Raw genomic sequence first — 19148 nt, forward strand, 5'->3', positions numbered from 1 at the left:
GAAAGTAATTATTTGTATTGGTCACTTCGTTTCATTGAAACCTAATTTGAAGCCTAAGCTTCTAATTGGATTATCATCAACGAGTGCCCACACAGATTGATAGGTTTATATTGTTAAAGAGCTTTTCTTCTTTGTGACTCACATCACTTCGGAAGAGGCGGTCATTTTAGCGAGATAAAGTTTAGTGTCAACCACTTTTTTCAAACTTTTTTCAAGCGTTTCCGCTTGGCTAATTGACCTTGCTAACTCGTTGTTCGTTTCTTTCGAAGCGTTCCCGTGTCAGCGAGGTGGCATTATAGAGATCGCCATCACATTGGCAAGCCCTTTTTTCAGTTTTTTTTGATTTTTTAACTGTTTGAGTATTTTCTATTCAAAAGCACCTGTTTTAGTCACTTTTCTATGCCTTAATAGGCAAAGAATCTCGAACAAAGGATAAAAAATGAGCTCATTACGCAGTTATAAAGGAATCCAACCTCAAATTGGTCAACGCGTTTATATTGATAGTAGCTCAGTACTAGTGGGCGACATTAAAATTAATGACGATTCGAGTATCTGGCCATTGGTCGCTGCTCGTGGTGATGTGAACCACATTCATATAGGTAAGCGAACTAATGTCCAAGATGGCAGCGTTTTACACGTCACTCATAAAAATGCCGAAAACCCTGAAGGCTACCCACTGATTATTGGTAATGACGTTACCATCGGACACAAAGTCATGCTACATGGTTGCACGATTCAAGATCGAGTGCTTGTGGGTATGGGTGCGATTGTTTTAGATGGTGTAGTAATAGAAGAGGAAGTCATGATTGGTGCGGGAAGTTTAGTCCCACCTAGAAAGCGCTTGGAAAGTGGTTACCTTTATGTAGGTAGCCCAGTAAAGCAAGCCCGTCCTTTATCAGAGAAAGAACGAGCCTTTTTACAGAAGTCTTCTGATAACTATGTACAGAATAAAGAAGACTATCTGCATCAAGTTAACGAGATTAACTGATTACTGTAATTTGGCCTTGCTCATTAAAAGCCTCATCTTCTATTAACTCTTCAGCAAGCTCTTCCAATTCAAAACGGTTCTGAGCGAATACCTCTAGGGCTTGCTGCTCTCCTTTTATAGAGATACCTGCAATCTTTTCAAGTTCATCCAATAAGACAACGCACTCTATTAATGCCCCGGATTGTTGAGCAGGAAAACGGATGGCTTGGTTTTCTTCATCCCAAGTTTGAATATCAGCAAACAGAATCGACTGATTCATGAATCACATTCCTTCTAGATTTTTTCTTATTTCACGTAATATCTGCTTTGTACCCGGTCTTAAACCACGCCACAACATAAAGCTCTCTGCTGCTTGCCCCACTAACATCCCAAGACCGTCATATGCGGCAACAACGCCACTATCAAGTGCCCATTGATTGAATGCCGTTTTACCCGAGCCATACATCATGTCATAGGCATGTGTACGAGAAGTGAAAATCGCAGCGGAGATAGCCGGTAGCTCACCACTTAAACTCGCAGACGTCGAGTTAATGACAACATCAAATCCTTGGGAAATTTCAGACATCTCAATAGCACGAATCTGACCATAAGGTGCAAACATCTCAGCTAACTGCTCTGCTTTCGACAGCGTTCGGTTGGTAATAACAATTTCACTTGGCTGCTGATCAAGGAGTGGCTTAATCACACCACGTGCAGCACCACCGGCACCAATGAGTAATATACGCGCACCTGCTAATGGCACTTGGTATTGAAGTAAGTCTTGTACAAGCCCTTCCCCATCCGTGTTATCACCGATGATCTCCCCATCATCTAACTTCTTAAGCGTATTAACGGCACCCGCAAGTTGGGCTCTCTCTGTCAGACGGGTAGCAAATTGGTAGGCATCCTCTTTAAAGGGAACCGTGACGTTACATCCTTTACCTCCGGTAGAGAAAAACATCTTCGCCGCACTGGTAAACTCACCAACGGGTGCTAACTCAGCGGTATACGTTAAATGTTGATTGGTTTGACGTGCAAATAGCGTATGTATAAATGGGGATTTGCTGTGTCCGATGGGATTACCAAAAACGGCGTAACGATCTATTTGCTGTGTCATATCCTTACCTGCAGAAATAAAAAAAGGGTCAACTCGATTAAGTTGACCCTATCACTATCTACATAAGGAAGAAAGCCTTACCACTCTCGGGGTTTGAGGTAGTTCTCGTATAGATCAGCTTCAGGAGAATTTGGCTCAACTTGGTAACGATATTCCCAACGAGCGAGGGGCGGCATCGACATCAAGATCGATTCTGTTCTTCCACCACTTTGCAGCCCAAACAAGGTACCGCGATCATAAACTAGATTGAATTCGACATAACGACCACGACGGTACAGTTGGAACTCGCGTTCACGTTCACCAAACTCGGTCTTTTTACGGCGTTCAACAATAGGTAGATACGCTTCTGTATATCCTTCACCTACCGCTTTGATGTAGTCGAAGCATTTATCAAACTCCCACTGATTCAGATCATCAAAGAAAAGACCACCAACGCCACGGGTTTCATCGCGATGAGGTAGATAGAAGTATTTGTCACACCAAGCTTTATGATCTTGATATACATCGCTACCAAATGGGGCACAAATCTCTTTGGCTGTGTTATGCCAATATTGTGCGTCTTCTTCAAATGGATAGAAAGGCGTAAGATCGAAACCGCCACCAAACCACCAAATTGGATCTTCACCCTCTTTCTCAGCAATAAAGAAACGCACATTCGCATGTGAGGTCGGTATGTAAGGGTTTTTAGGATGCATCACCAAAGAGACACCCATCGCTTCAAAATGACGACCCGCTAACTCTGGACGATGAGCGGTTGCAGACGCAGGCATCTCTTTCCCTTGAACATGAGAAAAGTTAACGCCCCCTTGCTCAAATACGTCTCCGTCGCGCATCACGCGAGTACGACCACCGCCACCTAAGCGTTCACCAGGCTCTCGATGCCACGCATCCTCAATAAATTCTGCTTTGCCGTCAGCCGATTCCAACTGCTGACATATCGAATCTTGCAGCTCCATCAGAAACTGCTTTACTGCTTGCTTATCAATTGCCGACATCTTTCTTCCTTTGCAAGGTTAACCTTGTCTTAATACTTGTGAAGTTTTAGCATCGCGAATCTCACTTGGTTTATCTCTGCCACCGGTTTCGCCTTCAAGAACGGCCACCAGCTTATCGCCGAGCTGCTGATAAACTTCTGCAGTTTTCATACATGGTGGTTCACCAGTTAAATTCGCGCTGGTAGAGGTTAGCGGCTTTCCAAACGCATTACACATTTTTTGTACTAAAGGATGATCCGTTACACGCACAGCTATTGAATCAAATTGACCTGACACCCAATGAGAGACTTTGTCGCTACATGGCATAATCCAAGTAACCGGACCTGGCCACGTTTGTTGCACTTTAGCGAGTTGCTCAGAAGTTAACTGAGACTCATCAATATAAGGCAAAAGTTGCTCGTAGCTAGCGGCAATTAAGATCAGCCCTTTTTCTACTGGGCGCTGTTTCAACTCTAATAGTTTTTGAATTGCTTCTGGATTATCGGGATCGCACCCAACACCAAAGACACCTTCGGTTGGGTAAGCAATGACCTCACCATTATTGAGAGCGTTGAGCGCTTGATTAAAGTTATCCACGAATACTTCCTGTTGAATCTCTGTTTTGATAAGTGTACAAACAATCACAACCAGTGACTAAAGCTATTTATTTATAAATTGTATCAATCTGATTTCAAACCCCACGCAAACGTTTGCTTAACATCAAAATCCCCGTATAATGCGCTCAAAATAAATGCTCACCTATTACGCGAAGCTTTGAAGGAGTTTGAGATGAAAGTCGGTATCATCATGGGTTCAAAATCAGATTGGCCAACAATGAAACTAGCCGCGGAGATGCTAGATACATTTGGTGTCGAGTACGAGACCAAAGTTGTTTCTGCTCACCGCACACCTCAACTTCTTGCAGATTATGCGACTAGCGCGAAAGAGCGCGGACTAAAAGTCATTATTGCGGGTGCTGGCGGCGCTGCTCACCTACCGGGAATGACTGCAGCCTTCACTGCTCTTCCTGTACTTGGTGTTCCTGTTCAATCTCGCGCATTAAGCGGGCTAGACTCTCTTTACTCTATCGTTCAAATGCCAAAAGGAATTGCGGTTGGTACATTAGCGATTGGTGAAGCTGGCGCGGCAAACGCAGGTCTATTAGCTGCACAAATCATCGGAACACACGATGAAGAAGTGATGGCGAAAGTCGAAGCATTCCGTAGCGAGCAAACAGAGACGATTCTGGCTAACCCAAACCCAGCAGAGGATTAATCACATGCATGTTCTAGTGTTAGGCGCTGGCCAACTCGCTCGGATGATGTCTCTGGCAGGTGCGCCACTTAACATTGAGATCTCGGCGTATGATGTCGGTAGCGAAAACATCGTCCATCCTTTAACGCAAACCGTGTTGGGGCAAGGGCTAGAAAATGCTATCGAAAACGCAGATGTGATCACCGCAGAATTCGAACACATCCCTCATGATATTCTCGATATCTGTCAGCAGAGCGGTAAATTCCTCCCATCAACAGAGGCAATTAAAGCTGGCGGTGATCGCCGAATCGAGAAAGCTTTGCTTGATAATGCCGCGGTTCGTAACGCTAAGTACTACGTAATTAAAACTCGTGAAGACTTTTCTACGGCGATTGAGCGCGTTGGTATACCTATGGTGCTAAAAAGTGCACTCGGTGGCTATGACGGCAAAGGACAGTGGCGATTAAAAGACCTCAATCAAGCAGACGCTATTTGGGCTGAGATGGCAGAATGTATTGCAGCGACTGAGACTCAGGCGATTGTTGCCGAAGAGTTCGTTCCATTTAACCGTGAAGTTTCCCTAGTAGGTGCGCGCGGCAAAGATGGTAGCGTTGCTGTTTACCCACTTGCAGAAAACGTTCACACTAATGGCGTGCTGACATTATCTACAGCCATTGCTGACAATGAACTGCAGCAGCAAGCAAAGACCATGTTTACAGCGGTTGCAAATAGCCTCGATTACGTAGGCGTACTTGCACTGGAGTTTTTCGATCTAAATGGCGAGCTACTGGTCAATGAAATTGCTCCGCGAGTACATAACTCTGGTCACTGGACGCAACAAGGTGCTGAAACCTGCCAATTTGAAAATCACCTGCGTGCTGTGTGTGGCCTACCATTAGGCAGTACTAAACTGATTCGCTCGACTTCAATGATCAATATTTTGGGCGAAGATACACTGCCACCTGAAGTGCTCACAATGGCGGGATGCCATGTGCATTGGTATGGTAAAGAGAAAAGAGCGGGTCGTAAAATGGGTCACATCAATGTGTGTGGTGACTACAATGGCGAGTTGCAACGTAAGCTCTGTGCACTAGCTGACGTGCTAAGCAAAGAGGCATTTCCTGCAGTTCATCAATTTGCAGAAAATTTCTCAGAATAAACAGTAAACAAAAACGGCGCTCAATGCGCCGTTTTTCAATCTTGACCAGTTTGTGTGTGATGACACTTTCTTTCTGCACACTGCAGTTTGTCACCGCTGGCTAACTTTTTCTCTATCAGTAACGGATAACCACACTTCTCGCATTTGCCTGCAACAGGGGGCTGATTCACCGCAAATTTGCACTTCGGGTAATTGTCACACGCATAAAACAGCTTACCGAAGCGCGTTTTACGCTCAACTAAATGCCCCTTTTGGCACTCCGGACACATTAAATGCTGCGATTCTTGCTCTTCTTGAGGCTGATCCAGAGACTCAATATGATGACATTGTGGATAGTGACTACAGCCGATGAACATGCCATAGCGACCTTGGCGTAACACCAATTCATTACCGCATTCAGGGCAAGCTACACCAAGCTCTTTCACTACATGACCGTCATTTTGGTGTAACGGTTTAATGAAATCGCATGTGGGGTACTGATTACAACCGAGAAATGGCCCATGTTTACCATGGCGAAGCTGTAATTCACCATCACATTGCTCCGACTGACATTTCGGACACGCTTGATGCTCTAATGCATGCTCATGTAGAGAAAACAGCTGCTGATCGATTTTATTGCTCATGGTTAGTTATAAAGCTCGTTAATGAAGAACACCTTGCTCTTTGGTATATAACAGCTCTTCCATAAGCGTATAAGCGTTTTCATTGCCTGGTACATTAAACAGCACCATCAATACAATCCACTTAAGATCATCCAATTCAAACTCATCGGTTTCTAGACCCATAATACGGTCAATGACCATTTCGCGTGTCTCTGTCGTCAACACATTTACTTGCTCTAGAAAGGTAATGAAGCCTCGACACTCTAAGCTCAGGCGTTCACATTCTCTTGCCGTGTAAATACGAGTTGAAGTCGATGTACTGCATACAGAAATCGCAGAGTGAGCCTCACTTTGCTGTAGAGCAGCGAGCTCTTCCAGCCAGACAAGGGCTTTATAGATGTCTTTTTGATGAAAACCAGCGCGAAGAAGTTCTTCTTCTAGCTCATCTTGATTGACTTGTAACTCCGCATCGCTATGGATGTAAGTCTCGAACAGATACATAAGGATATCCATCATCATAGCTAGCCCCTCCCCTTTAAAATATAGCCACCGGAAACTGCAACAACATGCCCTGAAAGCTCAAGCTCTAAGAGCTGCATCATGACTTCTTGAACAGGTATATTGGTCCTGCTTGCAAGAATATCAACTGGTGTAGCCTTACTTCCTACGTTAGCTAACAGCTGAGGAAATGGCAATTCTTCTTTACTATCTAATTGTGTAAATAAATCGCTTTGAATCGGTGGCTTACTTATATGAGACCAGCGAATCAAAGTATCGATTTCAGCTAAGATGTCATCAACCGTTTGAACTAAGCAGGCCCCTTGTTTTATCAATAAGTTACAGCCGCGACCCTGAGGATGGTGAATGGAGCTTGGAATCGCAAACACATCACGCCCTTGTTCATTGGCATAGCGAGCCGTAATCAAGGATCCACTTTTTTCAGCCGCTTCAATCACCAATACTCCGGTGGATAAACCACTAATGATACGATTCCGACGAGGAAAATGATCTGCTTTGGGCTTCGCCAGTGGATGAAACTCAGACACCAATGCGCCGCTCGAAGCAATTCTCGCCGCCAATTGACGATGGCGAGCAGGATAAATAGAGGAAAGACCAGACCCTAGTACCGCGATAGTCTGCCCGTTTGCACTGAGCGCACCATCATGAGCATAACCATCAACACCAAGTGCCAAACCGCTAGTAATCACCAAATCATGTTCTACTAACTCACTTGCAAAGCTACGAGCACAATTAAGTCCATCAATACTTGCATTGCGACTACCCACAATCGCAAGTTGAGGTTTAGATAACGCTTCAACCTCGCCCTCAACAAATAACACCGCAGGTGCACTGCCCGCTTGTGTTAATAAGGAAGGATAAATGGCATCTTCGGTGGTGATAATGTGTCGCTGTTCTTCTGCCTCTAACCAGGTAAGGCAAGCCTCCACTTCTTTTTCAGCTCGGTGGCGCAAGAAGTGGATCTGGGAATCACTAAAGCCAACACTCTTTAGTGCACAAGAGTCCAGACTAATAATGTTGGCAGGTGTATCTATGGCCGTTAGCTTAGCAAAGGTTTTGGGGCCAACTCTGGGAGTAAAGTAAAGCGCTAACCAAGCCGCTAATGTATCATCCGTCATCACTTGGGCGGTCAAGCGGAGATTTTAGGGTGCTCTCAAGGCTTATTGGCTGACTGCTTTGCGTCACCACAGCTAAGCTGAAATGAGAATAGGGACGAATCACCATCACATGACCAATAGGAATATCCGGCAATTGTGCTTCTTCTCCACCGTTCAATTTCACCAAAGCGCCCGGTTTATAAAGCTCAAACATCATACCTTGACCAATTTGGTCTGAGCTACCGACATTCAGCACCACCACCTGATCTTGTGCAACATACTGACTGCCTTCTAGTGCCCCTAAAATAGTCGCGACACTTTGTGATGGCGAAGGTGCAGGAAAAAAGGTCGGAGTTAATGCAGCAAGCTGCTCCCGATCCGCTGGTAGAGCAATATCGTCTGCTAGGATCTCATGCTGCTGTGATAGAACTTTTAAGCCACTGTACTGCGCTCCGGTTAACTCAAGTTTAGCGACCGCTACTTTCTTAAGCGCCACCATTTTATGAGTGCCGTGCTCAAATTCTTCGACAGGGCGATAAATAACCCACTGCGGAAGGTTTTGCTCACCATTGATATAGATAAGGTCTTGCCCAGCTAGGTATTGTTTACCATCACTAGCCCCTAACACTCGAGCGCTAGATTGTAGCTCCTCAATAGTCAGCAGTCGGTCATCTTCGAGATAAGGTAATACTAAGCCATCAGGCAATGCTGCCAGCGGTTGTCTAATGGTCTTCCTTACTTTTGGGCTGAGTTTAATAACAGGTTTTAAGCCTAAAACGGGCTGACCATTACGCCAAAAGAGTGTCAGCTTGTCGCCAGGGTAAATAAGGTGAGGGTTTTCAATTGATGGATTAACCTGCCATAAACGAGGCCAAAGCCAAGGGCTATCTAGATAAAGTGCTGAGATATCCCACAAGGTATCACCCTTTACGACCGTGTATGTCGTCGGTGCATCTTTTTTTATTCGTAGAGGCTGCTCTTTTGTCCAAGCGGAAAAAGAAACCATCATAGACAACAACAAACCAATAAAATAAACCGTTCGAAATGGCATTACAATCATCCCAGATAACCCCTAAAGATGCGGTGATTAGATTCGCGACAACTGCTTATAAACGCGTCAAAAACGCAATGATGCTGTCATTTGGGCTACAAAATGTCTAGAATTGAGCCAACGAGGTTTATCCTGATTCGGCACAGTTCAACATTTCGAGTGTATATGTCTGTATTACAAGTATTAACATTCCCAGATGATCGCCTTCGCACCGTAGCAAAACCGGTTGAAGAGGTGACACCTGAAATCCAAAAATTCGTTGATGACATGATTGAAACCATGTACGACGAAGAAGGTATCGGCTTGGCTGCAACTCAAGTTGATTTCCACCAACGTATCGTTGTTATCGATATCTCTGAAACGCGCGATGAGCCAATGGTGCTTATCAACCCAGAGATTCTAGAAAAACGCGGCGAAGATGGCATTGAAGAGGGCTGTCTGTCAGTTCCTGGTGCTCGTGCGCTAGTGCCACGTGCGGCAGAAGTAACGGTTAAAGCACTTAACCGCGACGGCGAAGAGTACACATTTGAAGCTGATGATCTTTTAGCTATCTGTGTGCAGCATGAACTTGATCACTTAGAAGGCAAACTGTTTGTTGATTACCTTTCGCCTCTAAAGCGTAAGCGTATTCAAGACAAGCTCGCTAAGATCAAGCGCTTCAATGAGAAGAATGCTAACGCCTAACCGCTAATTAATAAAAGGAAGGTACCTTGAGCAAACCTTTAAAAATTGTTTTTGCTGGTACTCCGGATTTCGCCGCCCGTCACTTGGCGGCGTTGTTGTCTTCGGAGCATGATGTTATTGCTGTGTATACCCAGCCAGACCGTCCAGCAGGTCGCGGGAAAAAACTCACAGCAAGCCCGGTTAAACAACTCGCTCTTGAGCATGATATTCCGGTTTATCAACCAGAGAACTTTAAGTCAGATGAAGCCAAACAAGAGCTTGCAGGCTTAAACGCGGACCTAATGGTCGTGGTTGCTTACGGATTACTTTTACCTCAAGTGGTACTGGATACTCCGAAGTTAGGTTGTATCAATGTGCACGGTTCTATTCTTCCTCGCTGGCGCGGTGCCGCTCCAATTCAACGCTCTATTTGGGCAGGGGATAAAGAGACAGGCGTGACTATCATGCAAATGGACATTGGTCTTGATACCGGCGATATGCTGAGCATTGCTACACTGCCTATCGAAGCGACTGACACCAGCGCCACCATGTATGAGAAGCTGGCAGAGCTTGGCCCAGATGCACTCGTCGACTGCTTGACGGACATTGCGAATGGCAGTGCCGTTGCACAAAAGCAAGACGATGAACTGGCTAACTATGCGAAAAAGCTCAGCAAAGAAGAAGCCTTGATCAACTGGAGTGATGATGCCGCGCATATTGAGCGTTGCGTCCGCGCTTTCAACCCTTGGCCAATGAGCCACTTTGTTGCCGCTGAAAATAGCATCAAAGTGTGGCAAAGCCGCGTGGCAGATCAAACCACCGACAAAGCCGCAGGTACCATTCTTCAAGCGGATAAAACCGGTATCTATGTCGCGACAGGCAATGGAGTACTGGTACTTGAGCAACTGCAAGTTCCTGGTAAAAAAGCGATGCCAGTTCAAGATATTCTGAACGCTCGCGCAAACTGGTTTGAAGTCGGTACTCAACTGGCTTAACACTTATCCCGTAAGGGAGACGTACATTTTGAGGGTGGAGACACCCTCCCTTAATCTAAGGTATTCAACATGAATGTTCGCGCTGCTGCTGCTAACGTCCTTTTCCAAGTGGTCGACAAAGGCCAATCTCTTTCACACGCACTGCCTGCGGCTCAAAAAACTATCAGACCAAGAGACCATGCTCTCTTACAAGAGATCTGTTACGGCGCTCTACGTTATTTACCGCGTTTAGAGTCTATTGCCAATGAGCTAATGGATAACCCGTTGAAAGGCAAAAAGCGCGTCTTTCACCATTTAATTTTGGTTGGCATTTATCAGCTTAGCTTCATGCGTATTCCTGCTCATGCTGCAGTTGCAGAAACGGTTGAAGGCACTAAAACACTAAAAGGCCCAAGCCTAAGAGGCTTAATTAATGCAGTATTACGTAGCTACCTACGTGAGCAAGAAGCATTAGACGAGAAAGCCGTTAGCCACAACGCTGGTAAGTACGGTCACCCAAACTGGCTACTGAACATGCTGCGCGAAAGCTACCCTGAGCAATGGGAGCAGTTGATTGAAGCTAACAACAGCAAAGCCCCAATGTGGCTACGCGTAAACCGTCAGCACCATACTCGCGATGAATACCTTGAACTGCTGAAAGATGCAAACATTGAATTCAGCATTCACCCTGAAGCTGCTGATGCCATAAAATTGGCTTCACCTTGTGATGTAACACTGCTACCTGGCTTCAATAAAGGTTGGGTTTCAGTACAAGACGCAGCGGCTCAATTATCGGTGAACTACTTACAGCCACAAAATGGTGAACTGATCCTAGATTGTTGTGCTGCGCCGGGTGGTAAAACCGCGCACATTCTTGAGCACACCGAAGATACAGAAGTTGTTGCGATTGATTGTGATGTGAAACGCTTAGATCGCGTATACGACAATCTAGAACGCCTACAACTGCGTGCCGATGTGATTTGTGGTGATGCTCGTTACCCGCAAGAGTGGTGGACAGGCGATAAGTTTGACAGAATTCTGTTAGATGCTCCTTGTTCTGCAACTGGCGTAATTCGCCGTCACCCAGATATCAAATGGCTACGTCGCGCCAATGACATTGACGCGCTCGCTGAACTGCAGAGCGAAATCATGGATGCGATGTGGGGTCAGCTGAAAGAGGGTGGCACCATGGTTTACGCCACTTGCTCAATCACACCTAAAGAAAACGTCCTACAAGTAAAAGCCTTCCTTGAGCGTACGCAAAACGCAACATTGGTTGGCTCTGATATCGAAAACCCTGGTCGTCAGATTTTACCAGGAGAAGAAGATATGGATGGTTTCTACTATGCAGTGCTAGTGAAACAAGCATAATTAAATTTGAGCGGCTAATGACTTTGTCTTAGCCGCTATTTCATTGCAACGAATAAAAACTTAAGCTGTTATCGAACAAGCTAAGCGAACAAAGAGAAAAGCTATGAAAATCATCATTCTTGGCGCAGGTCAGGTTGGCGGTACACTCGCTGAAAACCTGGTAGGTGAAAATAACGATATCACTATCGTTGACCGAGATAATGACCGACTGCGCGAACTGCAAGACAAGTATGATTTACGCGTTGTTCACGGCCATGCCAGTCACCCAAATTCACTGCGTGAAGCCGGAGCACAAGATGCCGACATGTTGGTCGCCGTAACCAATACGGATGAAACTAACATGGCTGCATGTCAGGTTGCTTTTTCTCTGTTCAATACACCAAACCGCATTGCGCGTATTCGCTCTCCACAATACCTAATGGAAAAAGAAGCACTTTTCCAATCAGGTGCTGTGCCGGTCGATCACCTGATCGCCCCTGAAGAGTTGGTCACCAGCTACATCGAACGCCTTATTCAATACCCTGGCGCTTTGCAGGTTGTGAGTTTTGCTGAACAGAAGGTGAGCTTAGTCGCTGTTAAAGCCTACTACGGTGGCCCTTTGGTTGGTAATGCGCTTTCGACTCTGCGTGAACACATGCCACACATCGACACTCGTGTTGCTGCAATTTTCCGTCAAGGTCGCCCAATTCGCCCTCAAGGCACGACCATTATTGAAGCCGATGATGAAGTCTTCTTTGTTGCCGCAAGTAATCACATTCGCTCGGTAATGAGTGAGCTACAGCGTCTAGAAAAACCTTACCGCCGCATTATGATCGTCGGTGGTGGTAACATTGGTGCAAGCTTAGCTAAACGCCTTGAACAAACCTACAGCGTTAAGTTGATTGAGCGCAGCTACCAACGTGCTGAAAAACTATCAGAAGAGCTTGAGAATACGATTGTTTTCTGTGGCGACGCGGCAGACCAAGAGCTGTTAAGTGAAGAGAATGTCGATCAAGTCGACGTGTTTATCGCTCTAACTAACGAAGATGAAACCAACATCATGTCCGCTATGCTGGCAAAACGCATGGGCGCAAAAAAGGTGATGGTGTTGATCCAACGCGGCGCATACGTTGACCTAGTACAAGGCGGCGCGATTGATGTCGCGATCTCTCCTCAACAAGCGACCATCTCAGCACTACTGACTCACGTTCGAAGGGCCGATATCGTCAACGTATCATCACTACGTCGCGGCGCAGCAGAAGCGATCGAAGCAGTTGCTCACGGCGATGAAACCACCTCAAAAGTGGTGGGCCGCGCGATTGGCGACATCAAACTGCCACCAGGCACGACTATAGGTGCGATTGTTCGTGGTGAAGAAGTACTTATCGCCCACGACCGAACTGTGATTGAACAAGATGACCACGTTGTCATGTTCTTAGTAGATAAGAAATACGTGCCTGACGTGGAAGCTCTATTCCAGCCGAGTCCGTTCTTCCTTTAGGATTGGCATCATGGTCAACTTCCGTCCCGTATTATTTGTGATCGGGCTAGTTCTCTCAAAACTGGCCCTATTTATGTACATTCCGACCCTAGTCGCATTTTTTACAGGTACACCTGGCTTTCTCGAGTTTGGCCAAGCGGTCATCATCACTCACCTTGCCGCTTTCGCTTGTTTAAGTGCTGGCCGAACCAAACGATTCAAGCTCAGCGTGCGCGATATGTTCCTGATCACTAGCTTGGTCTGGACAATAGCCAGCGCTTTCGCTGCACTGCCGTTTGTCTTTATTAACCACATCAGCTTCACTGACGCCTACTTTGAAACCATGTCCGGCATTACCACCACAGGCTCTACCGTTTTAAGTGGTCTTGATAATATGGCACCGAGCATTTTGCTTTGGCGCTCGATATTGCAGTGGCTCGGTGGTATTGGTTTTATCGTTATGGCGGTGGCTGTTCTACCCATGCTGAACGTCGGTGGTATGAAATTATTCCATACCGAATCATCCGACTGGTCAGATAAAAGCAGCCCACGTGCAAAAACGGTAGCGAAAAACATCATGTCCGTTTATGTGGTACTGACCGGGCTCTGTTTAGTAGGCTTTATGCTGACGGGGATGAACCTATTCGAGGCAATAAACCACTCGTTTACCACCTTATCGACCGGCGGCTATTCCACCTCTGATGGGTCCATGAACCATTTCTCAAACGGTGCGCATTGGGTCGCGACTCTATTCATGTTCCTTGGTGGTTTGCCATTCTTGCTGTTCGTTTCAGCGATTCGTAAACGCCGCCTTAATGAGTTACTAGAAGATGCCCAAGTGCGCGGATTCACTTACCTATTTTTAGGCACCAGTGCTGTGATCAGCGCTTGGTTGGTGATTCGCGACGGCTATACCATTCTCGATGCTCTGCGAGTCTCAATGTTTAACATTGTTTCAGTGGTAACAACGACAGGTTTCGGCTTAGAGGATTTTACCGCTTGGGGTGCACTACCAACCACTCTATTTGCATTCTTGATGATGGCCGGGGCGTGTTCAGGTTCTACCTCCGGTGGGATTAAGATCTTCCGCTTTCAAATCGCGATAACCTTGCTTAATAAGCAAATGATGAAGCTGATTCACCCATCAGGTGTGTTTGTTCAGCGCTACAATCGCAGGCCTGTAAATGACGACATTGTCCGTTCAATTGTGGCATTTGGCTTAATGTTCTTCATCACCATTATTGCCATAGCAGGTTGCTTGAGCGCGATGGGGTTAGATCCGGTGACCAGTATTTCTGGAGCGATTACTGCCGTTGCCAACGTAGGTCCGGGAATGGGGAGTGTCATTGGTCCAACAGGTAACTTTGCCCCACTACCAGATGCTGCCAAGTGGATTTTGAGCTTAGGTATGCTAATGGGGCGTCTAGAAATTTTGACCCTATTGGTGCTGTTTTTTCCTGCCTTCTGGCGACGTTAAACCAAAGAACTCGCCACTAAACAGGCTGAACATAGAGATAGATAGCAAAAAAGTGGCAGGCGCATCCAGCCAATACGAAGCCATGCCAGATGGCGTGATTGTAAGGAATGCGTTTTGCCACATAGAACACCACGCCAAGCGAGTAAATTAGCCCGCCAATTCCAAGCAATACCAAACCACCCATTTCAAGGTTCATCGCCAACTGATAAATAACGATCAGTGACAGCCACCCCATGAGCAAGTAAGTGACCAACGATAGCTTTTTAAAGCGATAAACAAACGCTAGCTTCATGATGATACCCACCAGCGCAATGCTCCAGATCACCACCATCAAGCCAACAGCCAAGGGCGTACGTAAGCTCACCAGTAAGAAAGGGGTATAACTGCCGGCAATCAATAGATAAATAGCACAGTGGTCAAAGGTTTTAAGAGCGCGTTTGGCTCTGGGATTTGGAATAGCATGGTACAGCGTTGAAGCCAGAAACAGCACAATCATGCTGCTGCCATAAATAGCCATACTAGCTAGTGTCATGGTATCGGCATTATGCTCAACAGACTTCACTAGCAATAACACTAACCCCACGACACCTAGCAACATACCGAGTGCGTGAGTGGCGGTATTGGCGATCTCTTCTTTAACGCTATATTGAGATACTTCGCTCGCGGACATAACCGTGCCTACTCCAGAATTTGAATAATTGCTCCAGAGTATGGCACATTCAGCTTACACTTGTAAGCTCAAATTGTTAACTTTCGATTAAGAGTGCTGATCAAGATAAGCCAATACTTGCTCACCTGCCTGATCCGCTGGGGTATGCAAAGGAATGGTCAATTCACGTTTCAACTGACCGACACCAAGTAGACTTGCCAGCATTCCTTTAGCCCCTTTGCGGTGGCGATCAATTTCAAACCACATCTGGAGAGAATCTTCGGTGCGATAAGCGACCATCTCCAATTCTCTCCAACGACCATGAAATGGGCCTGTGGTTGGTACAAACTCAAACTCTTGAACAAATGGCATCGCAAAGCCATCCACTTGCTCACATTCGACTTGGCGAATACGCAGCCCTTGCTCCTCAAGCGCCGTAAAAATGCCATCAAGTAGAGGATCCGGGCGAACCGTTAAGATATCTTTATCGCTAGGGTCTTTGGCCATCGCAATGTCGAGCCCAGTCTCTAGCCAAACTTTCGAATCACCGATGGTTACTGGTGTATTCCAAGGCACGTCTAGCTCAACATCAAAGGTGCGCTCTTCACCCGGCTCGATCGTAAATGCGTAAGGTAACTTCCAATCGGCCAGAACATAACTGGTTGGGACACGACGCATTCGACCCGCGTTTTGCTGATTCTTATCATGATTCGCAGGGACTTCTTTGATATAGCGACAATAAAGCTTTAGCTCAATGTTATCGATATCTTGTGCCGTGGCGCCTCCATAGACGTGAATGGTAATATTGACCTTCTGACCCGGATAGAGCACTTCTTGCTGTAGAACTGAATCCACTTTTGCAGAGCCCACTCCAAAACTCGCCAGGGTTTTCTTGAAAAACGACATACACTTCTCCTTGGCAACCTTCGCCCTAAATATGCTTAAAGTAACATACTAATCTGTCACCTTGTCTTACTGCTGCAACCTCCCTCACAGATTTACCGACTCTACGACTAAGGCCGTAGCGATTATATATCGATCAATGAATAGCTTGATGCTAATCTAATCAGTGATATGCATGCATATCATTATTCCTGTCTCGTTATTTGGATTGGCGAAAGCCAGAGAGCCACCCTTCAGCGATGAAGCTCAACTCATAGCGGGTCAGGCCATTACATTGGCAATGGATATGCCTGACAGTTAGGTAACGTAATGCGACCAACTACCGTCAGGTTCTCGCACACAAATCGTAGTGCGATGCGTCGTCGTAGCGGCTTTGCTGCTGCTCCAACGGCAAAAAAAGTAGCGCCTGCTATGACTTTAGTAGAAAAGACCGTCTTAATGACGTCAGCTCCTGCTAAAATCGTGAAGGCAGCTTAATTAAAAAGCGCAGTTTCGACTGCGCTTTTTTCTTAACTCAAAAACACCAATCTGATACCTTTACCTCAAATCATTATAATTATTGTGGAGAAATCAAATGAAGTGTCACCGTATTGAGGAGCTGCTTGAGCTACTTGAGCCAGAATGGCAAAAAGACCAACAAATGAACCTGCTACAGTTCATCGTAAAACTGGCTGATGAAGCTGGTTATCAAGGTAAACTTGAAGATCTGACTGACGATGTGCTGATTTACCACCTAAAGATGCGTAACAGCGAAAAAGACGAGATGATTCCAGGTCTGAAGAAAGACCAAGAAGATGACTTCAAAACCGCAATTCTTCGTGCACGCGGCATCATCGACTAACCCCAAAATAATACGATAGGCGACCTTAAGGTCGCCTTTTTTATAGCTAAATAATTGTATCAACAGCAACTGTTAGGTCATTTATTCATAAAACTGTGCTGACCTTTGTTGTTAAAGGTTGATAGCCTTAAAGAAATAAAATTGTTATTGCGTATATAATCGCCGTCCATAAGTTTTTACTAAAATAGCAATGTCTACAGAGTGTGGAACGTATAAATCACACCATTAAGCCTAAGAAGGAAGCTCCATGAGTCAGGATAAAATCGATATCAAAGATGTGACTCCTAAAACCTTTAACCCTAAAACCCACAAAACCAAGGGCGATAGGTTTAACCCAAGCAACCGAATTTACGTCCGAGAAAGCAAAGGCACCTTCCAAACTCTTCGTCGCTACGGCGGTTGGTTTTTGTTGCTGCTGTTTGCTTTAGTACCGTGGATCCCTTACGGCGATCGCCAAGCGATCTTGCTCGATATAGGTAACCAACAGTTTAACTTCATCGGTACCACGCTTTACCCTCAAGATCTGACCCTATTAGCGCTGCTATTTATGATCGCAGCATTTGGCCTATTCTTTTTAACCACCTTTTTAGGCCGGGTCTGGTGTGGTTATCTCTGCCCACAAACCGTTTGGACATTCATGTACATTTGGTTTGAAGAGAAACTAGAAGGCAGTGCCAATAAACGTCGTAAACAAGACTCAAACAAAATTACGCCAAACCTCGCCATGCGCAAAGCCGCTAAACATGCGGCTTGGATTGGGATTGCACTGGCTACCGGTCTCACCTTTGTTGGCTATTTTGTACCGGTAAAAGAATTAGTGGTTGGCTTCTTTACCTTTGATGCCGACTTTTGGCCAGTATTCTGGGTTCTGTTCTTTGCAGGCTGTACCTATGCGAACGCAGGTTGGATGCGCTCTATTGTTTGTATTCACATGTGTCCTTATGCTCGCTTCCAATCAGCGATGTTTGATAAAGACACCTTCATCGTTGGCTATAACACAGAGCGCGGTGAGTCTCGTGGCCCTCGCTCTCGTAAAGCCGATCCAAAAGCCCTTGGATTAGGTGACTGTATTGACTGTGATTTATGTGTGCAGGTATGCCCAACCGGTATCGATATTCGCGATGGCCTACAATACGAATGTATTAACTGTGGTGCTTGTATCGATGCATGTGACAAAACCATGGATCGTATGGGCTATGAGAAAGGCCTTATCAGCTATACCACAGAACATCGCCTGTCCGGTAAACACACAAAGGTCATGCGACCAAAACTGCTCGGCTACGGTGCTGTGTTACTAGTGATGATTGGTCTCTTCTTCGCTCAGATCGCCGCCGTTGACCCTGCAGGTTTAAGCGTACTAAGAGATAGAAACCAGCTATTTAGAGAGAACAGCGCTGGTGAGATTGAAAACACTTACACCCTTAAGGTCATCAATAAGACTCAACAAGAGCAGAAGTACACGCTTGATGTAAAAGGGCTTACCGACGTTTCCTGGTACGGTAAACAGACTATTCAAGTTGCACCGGGTGAGGTGATTAACTTACCGATGAGCTTAGGTGTGAACCCTGACAATCTCGACTCTTCAGCTTCGACAATTCAGTTTATACTGTCTGACAGCGAAGACTTTACTATTACAGTCGAGAGCCGGTTTATTAAGAAACTTTAGGCGCTTCACTTAATCAATGGAAAAAGGCTCAGCAATGAGCCTCTTAAACATTCTTAACCCATTGAAATTGTTAATTTTTAAAAAATCAACGTCCACATAATAACCACACACATCTATTAATGTTGTTAATTGAGGGCACTAAGCCCCCTCAAAGTATTTATATAAACACAATTGAGTGCACGCAGTTCAATATGAAATACTTTCGTATTAAGACAGTATTGCCCTAAACTACTCTAAAGGAAGGAGATTGGTTATATGGAATTAACGAGACTTGTATACGCGAGTACTACTTCGCAACAATTTGATCTAGACGCCATGGATAAGATTCTTGAATCCTCAAGAAAGCACACCAACATAAAGGTCATTGAAATGTCTCCAGCTAACAAGAGAATGTTTGGAAGCTGG

General features: G+C 45.6%; 22 protein-coding genes. 12 read left to right on the plus strand and 10 right to left on the minus strand.

All coding sequences use genetic code 11. The annotated features are described in order from the left end of the window. Positions 1-439: 439 nt before the first annotated feature. Positions 440-988 (plus strand): gamma carbonic anhydrase family protein, encoded by a 549-nt coding sequence (locus tag GVO60_RS19675; RefSeq protein ID WP_159657122.1) that lies wholly within the window; start codon positions 440-442, stop codon positions 986-988. Here GVO60_RS19675 and GVO60_RS19680 read toward each other — a convergent pair. From GVO60_RS19680 to tsaC, 4 genes are all read right to left on the minus strand, one after another. After that, positions 981-1247: a DUF1488 family protein gene (locus GVO60_RS19680; RefSeq protein ID WP_159657124.1), complete on the minus strand. Its 267-nt coding sequence runs from the start codon at positions 1245-1247 to the stop codon at positions 981-983. The two genes, GVO60_RS19675 and GVO60_RS19680, sit on opposite strands and share 8 nt — an antisense overlap. A 3-nt stretch (positions 1248-1250) precedes the next feature. Then, positions 1251-2084: a shikimate dehydrogenase gene (gene aroE / locus GVO60_RS19685; RefSeq protein WP_159657126.1), complete on the minus strand. Its 834-nt coding sequence runs from the start codon at positions 2082-2084 to the stop codon at positions 1251-1253. Positions 2085-2161: 77 nt separating this feature from the next. Next, positions 2162-3079, minus strand: coding sequence for an oxygen-dependent coproporphyrinogen oxidase (hemF, locus tag GVO60_RS19690; RefSeq protein ID WP_159657128.1), 918 nt, complete (start codon positions 3077-3079; stop codon positions 2162-2164). Between the two features lie 18 nt (positions 3080-3097). Then, complete coding sequence (gene tsaC, locus GVO60_RS19695; RefSeq protein WP_159657130.1) at positions 3098-3655, minus strand: L-threonylcarbamoyladenylate synthase type 1 TsaC; 558 nt, start codon at positions 3653-3655, stop codon at positions 3098-3100. A 192-nt stretch (positions 3656-3847) separates the two neighbouring features. On the opposite strand from tsaC, the gene purE reads away from it, so the two are divergent. Beyond that, positions 3848-4333: a 5-(carboxyamino)imidazole ribonucleotide mutase gene (gene purE / locus GVO60_RS19700; protein WP_159657132.1), complete on the plus strand. Its 486-nt coding sequence runs from the start codon at positions 3848-3850 to the stop codon at positions 4331-4333. 4 nt (positions 4334-4337) lie between these two features. Then, entirely contained in the window at positions 4338-5471 is a 1134-nt protein-coding gene (locus tag GVO60_RS19705) for a 5-(carboxyamino)imidazole ribonucleotide synthase (protein ID WP_159657134.1), read from the plus strand. Positions 5472-5506: 35 nt separating this feature from the next. On the opposite strand, the gene GVO60_RS19710 is transcribed toward GVO60_RS19705, so the two are convergent. From GVO60_RS19710 to GVO60_RS19725, 4 genes are read right to left on the minus strand one after another with little or no spacing between them, the layout of a single operon-like run. Next, positions 5507-6094, minus strand: coding sequence for a DNA topoisomerase family protein (locus tag GVO60_RS19710; RefSeq protein ID WP_159657136.1), 588 nt, complete (start codon positions 6092-6094; stop codon positions 5507-5509). An 18-nt stretch (positions 6095-6112) separates the two neighbouring features. After that, positions 6113-6592, minus strand: a complete 480-nt coding sequence (locus GVO60_RS19715; RefSeq protein WP_159657138.1) for a DUF494 family protein — start codon at positions 6590-6592, stop codon at positions 6113-6115. Positions 6593-6594: 2 nt separating this feature from the next. Next, entirely contained in the window at positions 6595-7710 is a 1116-nt protein-coding gene (gene dprA, locus GVO60_RS19720; RefSeq protein ID WP_159657302.1) for a DNA-processing protein DprA, read from the minus strand. Beyond that, positions 7700-8740 (minus strand): LysM peptidoglycan-binding domain-containing protein, encoded by a 1041-nt coding sequence (locus GVO60_RS19725; protein ID WP_159657140.1) that lies wholly within the window; start codon positions 8738-8740, stop codon positions 7700-7702. The genes dprA and GVO60_RS19725 overlap by 11 nt, the downstream gene beginning before the upstream one ends. 165 nt (positions 8741-8905) lie before the next feature. Here GVO60_RS19725 and def point away from each other — a divergent pair, with 165 nt between their 5' ends. From def to GVO60_RS19750, 5 genes are all read left to right on the plus strand, one after another. Further along, positions 8906-9424, plus strand: coding sequence for a peptide deformylase (def, locus tag GVO60_RS19730; protein ID WP_216838387.1), 519 nt, complete (start codon positions 8906-8908; stop codon positions 9422-9424). A gap of 26 nt (positions 9425-9450) precedes the next feature. Further along, positions 9451-10398, plus strand: coding sequence for a methionyl-tRNA formyltransferase (fmt, locus tag GVO60_RS19735; RefSeq protein WP_159657144.1), 948 nt, complete (start codon positions 9451-9453; stop codon positions 10396-10398). 69 nt (positions 10399-10467) lie between these two features. Beyond that, the gene (gene rsmB / locus GVO60_RS19740) at positions 10468-11748 is read left to right on the plus strand and encodes a 16S rRNA (cytosine(967)-C(5))-methyltransferase RsmB (RefSeq protein ID WP_159657146.1); all 1281 of its coding nucleotides are present in this window, start codon (positions 10468-10470) and stop codon (positions 11746-11748) included. A 103-nt stretch (positions 11749-11851) separates the two neighbouring features. Continuing rightward, a complete protein-coding gene (trkA, locus tag GVO60_RS19745) occupies positions 11852-13228 on the plus strand; it encodes a Trk system potassium transporter TrkA (protein WP_159657148.1) in 1377 nt (458 codons plus the stop codon). 10 nt (positions 13229-13238) lie between these two features. After that, a complete protein-coding gene (locus tag GVO60_RS19750) occupies positions 13239-14684 on the plus strand; it encodes a TrkH family potassium uptake protein (RefSeq protein WP_159657150.1) in 1446 nt (481 codons plus the stop codon). A gap of 16 nt (positions 14685-14700) precedes the next feature. On the opposite strand, the gene trhA is transcribed toward GVO60_RS19750, so the two are convergent. Both trhA and GVO60_RS19760 read right to left on the minus strand, forming a co-directional pair. After that, positions 14701-15354: a PAQR family membrane homeostasis protein TrhA gene (trhA, locus tag GVO60_RS19755; protein ID WP_159657152.1), complete on the minus strand. Its 654-nt coding sequence runs from the start codon at positions 15352-15354 to the stop codon at positions 14701-14703. Positions 15355-15441: 87 nt separating this feature from the next. Continuing rightward, positions 15442-16239 carry a sporulation protein gene (locus GVO60_RS19760; protein ID WP_159657154.1) on the minus strand — a complete coding sequence of 266 codons (798 nt, stop codon included), beginning with the start codon at positions 16237-16239 and terminating at the stop codon, positions 15442-15444. Positions 16240-16411: 172 nt separating this feature from the next. Between GVO60_RS19760 and GVO60_RS22650 the strand changes: the two genes are divergently transcribed. The 4 genes from GVO60_RS22650 to ccoG all read left to right on the plus strand — a co-directional run bounded on the left by GVO60_RS22650 (position 16412) and on the right by ccoG (position 18743). Then, the gene (locus tag GVO60_RS22650) at positions 16412-16537 is read left to right on the plus strand and encodes a hypothetical protein (protein ID WP_263971953.1); all 126 of its coding nucleotides are present in this window, start codon (positions 16412-16414) and stop codon (positions 16535-16537) included. 8 nt (positions 16538-16545) lie between these two features. After that, the gene (locus tag GVO60_RS22460) at positions 16546-16713 is read left to right on the plus strand and encodes a hypothetical protein (RefSeq protein WP_167522347.1); all 168 of its coding nucleotides are present in this window, start codon (positions 16546-16548) and stop codon (positions 16711-16713) included. Positions 16714-16810: 97 nt separating this feature from the next. After that, the gene (locus tag GVO60_RS19765) at positions 16811-17077 is read left to right on the plus strand and encodes a YihD family protein (RefSeq protein ID WP_159657156.1); all 267 of its coding nucleotides are present in this window, start codon (positions 16811-16813) and stop codon (positions 17075-17077) included. A 247-nt stretch (positions 17078-17324) separates the two neighbouring features. Continuing rightward, complete coding sequence (ccoG, locus tag GVO60_RS19770; RefSeq protein WP_159657158.1) at positions 17325-18743, plus strand: cytochrome c oxidase accessory protein CcoG; 1419 nt, start codon at positions 17325-17327, stop codon at positions 18741-18743. The last annotated feature ends 405 nt before the right edge of the window (positions 18744-19148 follow it).

The sequence above is a fragment of the Vibrio atypicus genome (assembly GCF_009811315.1).
GTDB classification, from domain to species: Bacteria; Pseudomonadota; Gammaproteobacteria; order Enterobacterales; family Vibrionaceae; genus Vibrio; species Vibrio atypicus.

Bases quoted from the DNA above. Each gene is read 5' to 3' on its own strand.
- GVO60_RS19675 (WP_159657122.1), top strand. From the start codon at position 440: ATGAGCTCATTACGCAGTTATAAAGGAATCCAACCTCAAATTGGTCAA.
- GVO60_RS19680 (WP_159657124.1), bottom strand. From the start codon at position 1,247: ATGAATCAGTCGATTCTGTTTGCTGATATTCAAACTTGGGATGAAGAA.
- aroE (WP_159657126.1), bottom strand. From the start codon at position 2,084: ATGACACAGCAAATAGATCGTTACGCCGTTTTTGGTAATCCCATCGGA.
- hemF (WP_159657128.1), bottom strand. From the start codon at position 3,079: ATGTCGGCAATTGATAAGCAAGCAGTAAAGCAGTTTCTGATGGAGCTG.
- purE (WP_159657132.1), top strand. From the start codon at position 3,848: ATGAAAGTCGGTATCATCATGGGTTCAAAATCAGATTGGCCAACAATG.
- GVO60_RS19705 (WP_159657134.1), top strand. From the start codon at position 4,338: ATGCATGTTCTAGTGTTAGGCGCTGGCCAACTCGCTCGGATGATGTCT.
- GVO60_RS19710 (WP_159657136.1), bottom strand. From the start codon at position 6,094: ATGAGCAATAAAATCGATCAGCAGCTGTTTTCTCTACATGAGCATGCA.
- GVO60_RS19715 (WP_159657138.1), bottom strand. From the start codon at position 6,592: ATGATGATGGATATCCTTATGTATCTGTTCGAGACTTACATCCATAGC.
- dprA (WP_159657302.1), bottom strand. From the start codon at position 7,710: ATGACGGATGATACATTAGCGGCTTGGTTAGCGCTTTACTTTACTCCC.
- GVO60_RS19725 (WP_159657140.1), bottom strand. From the start codon at position 8,740: ATGCCATTTCGAACGGTTTATTTTATTGGTTTGTTGTTGTCTATGATG.
- def (WP_216838387.1), top strand. From the start codon at position 8,906: ATGTCTGTATTACAAGTATTAACATTCCCAGATGATCGCCTTCGCACC.
- rsmB (WP_159657146.1), top strand. From the start codon at position 10,468: ATGAATGTTCGCGCTGCTGCTGCTAACGTCCTTTTCCAAGTGGTCGAC.
- trkA (WP_159657148.1), top strand. From the start codon at position 11,852: ATGAAAATCATCATTCTTGGCGCAGGTCAGGTTGGCGGTACACTCGCT.
- GVO60_RS19750 (WP_159657150.1), top strand. From the start codon at position 13,239: ATGGTCAACTTCCGTCCCGTATTATTTGTGATCGGGCTAGTTCTCTCA.
- trhA (WP_159657152.1), bottom strand. From the start codon at position 15,354: ATGTCCGCGAGCGAAGTATCTCAATATAGCGTTAAAGAAGAGATCGCC.
- GVO60_RS19760 (WP_159657154.1), bottom strand. From the start codon at position 16,239: ATGTCGTTTTTCAAGAAAACCCTGGCGAGTTTTGGAGTGGGCTCTGCA.
- GVO60_RS22650 (WP_263971953.1), top strand. From the start codon at position 16,412: ATGCATATCATTATTCCTGTCTCGTTATTTGGATTGGCGAAAGCCAGA.
- GVO60_RS22460 (WP_167522347.1), top strand. From the start codon at position 16,546: ATGCGACCAACTACCGTCAGGTTCTCGCACACAAATCGTAGTGCGATG.
- GVO60_RS19765 (WP_159657156.1), top strand. From the start codon at position 16,811: ATGAAGTGTCACCGTATTGAGGAGCTGCTTGAGCTACTTGAGCCAGAA.
- ccoG (WP_159657158.1), top strand. From the start codon at position 17,325: ATGAGTCAGGATAAAATCGATATCAAAGATGTGACTCCTAAAACCTTT.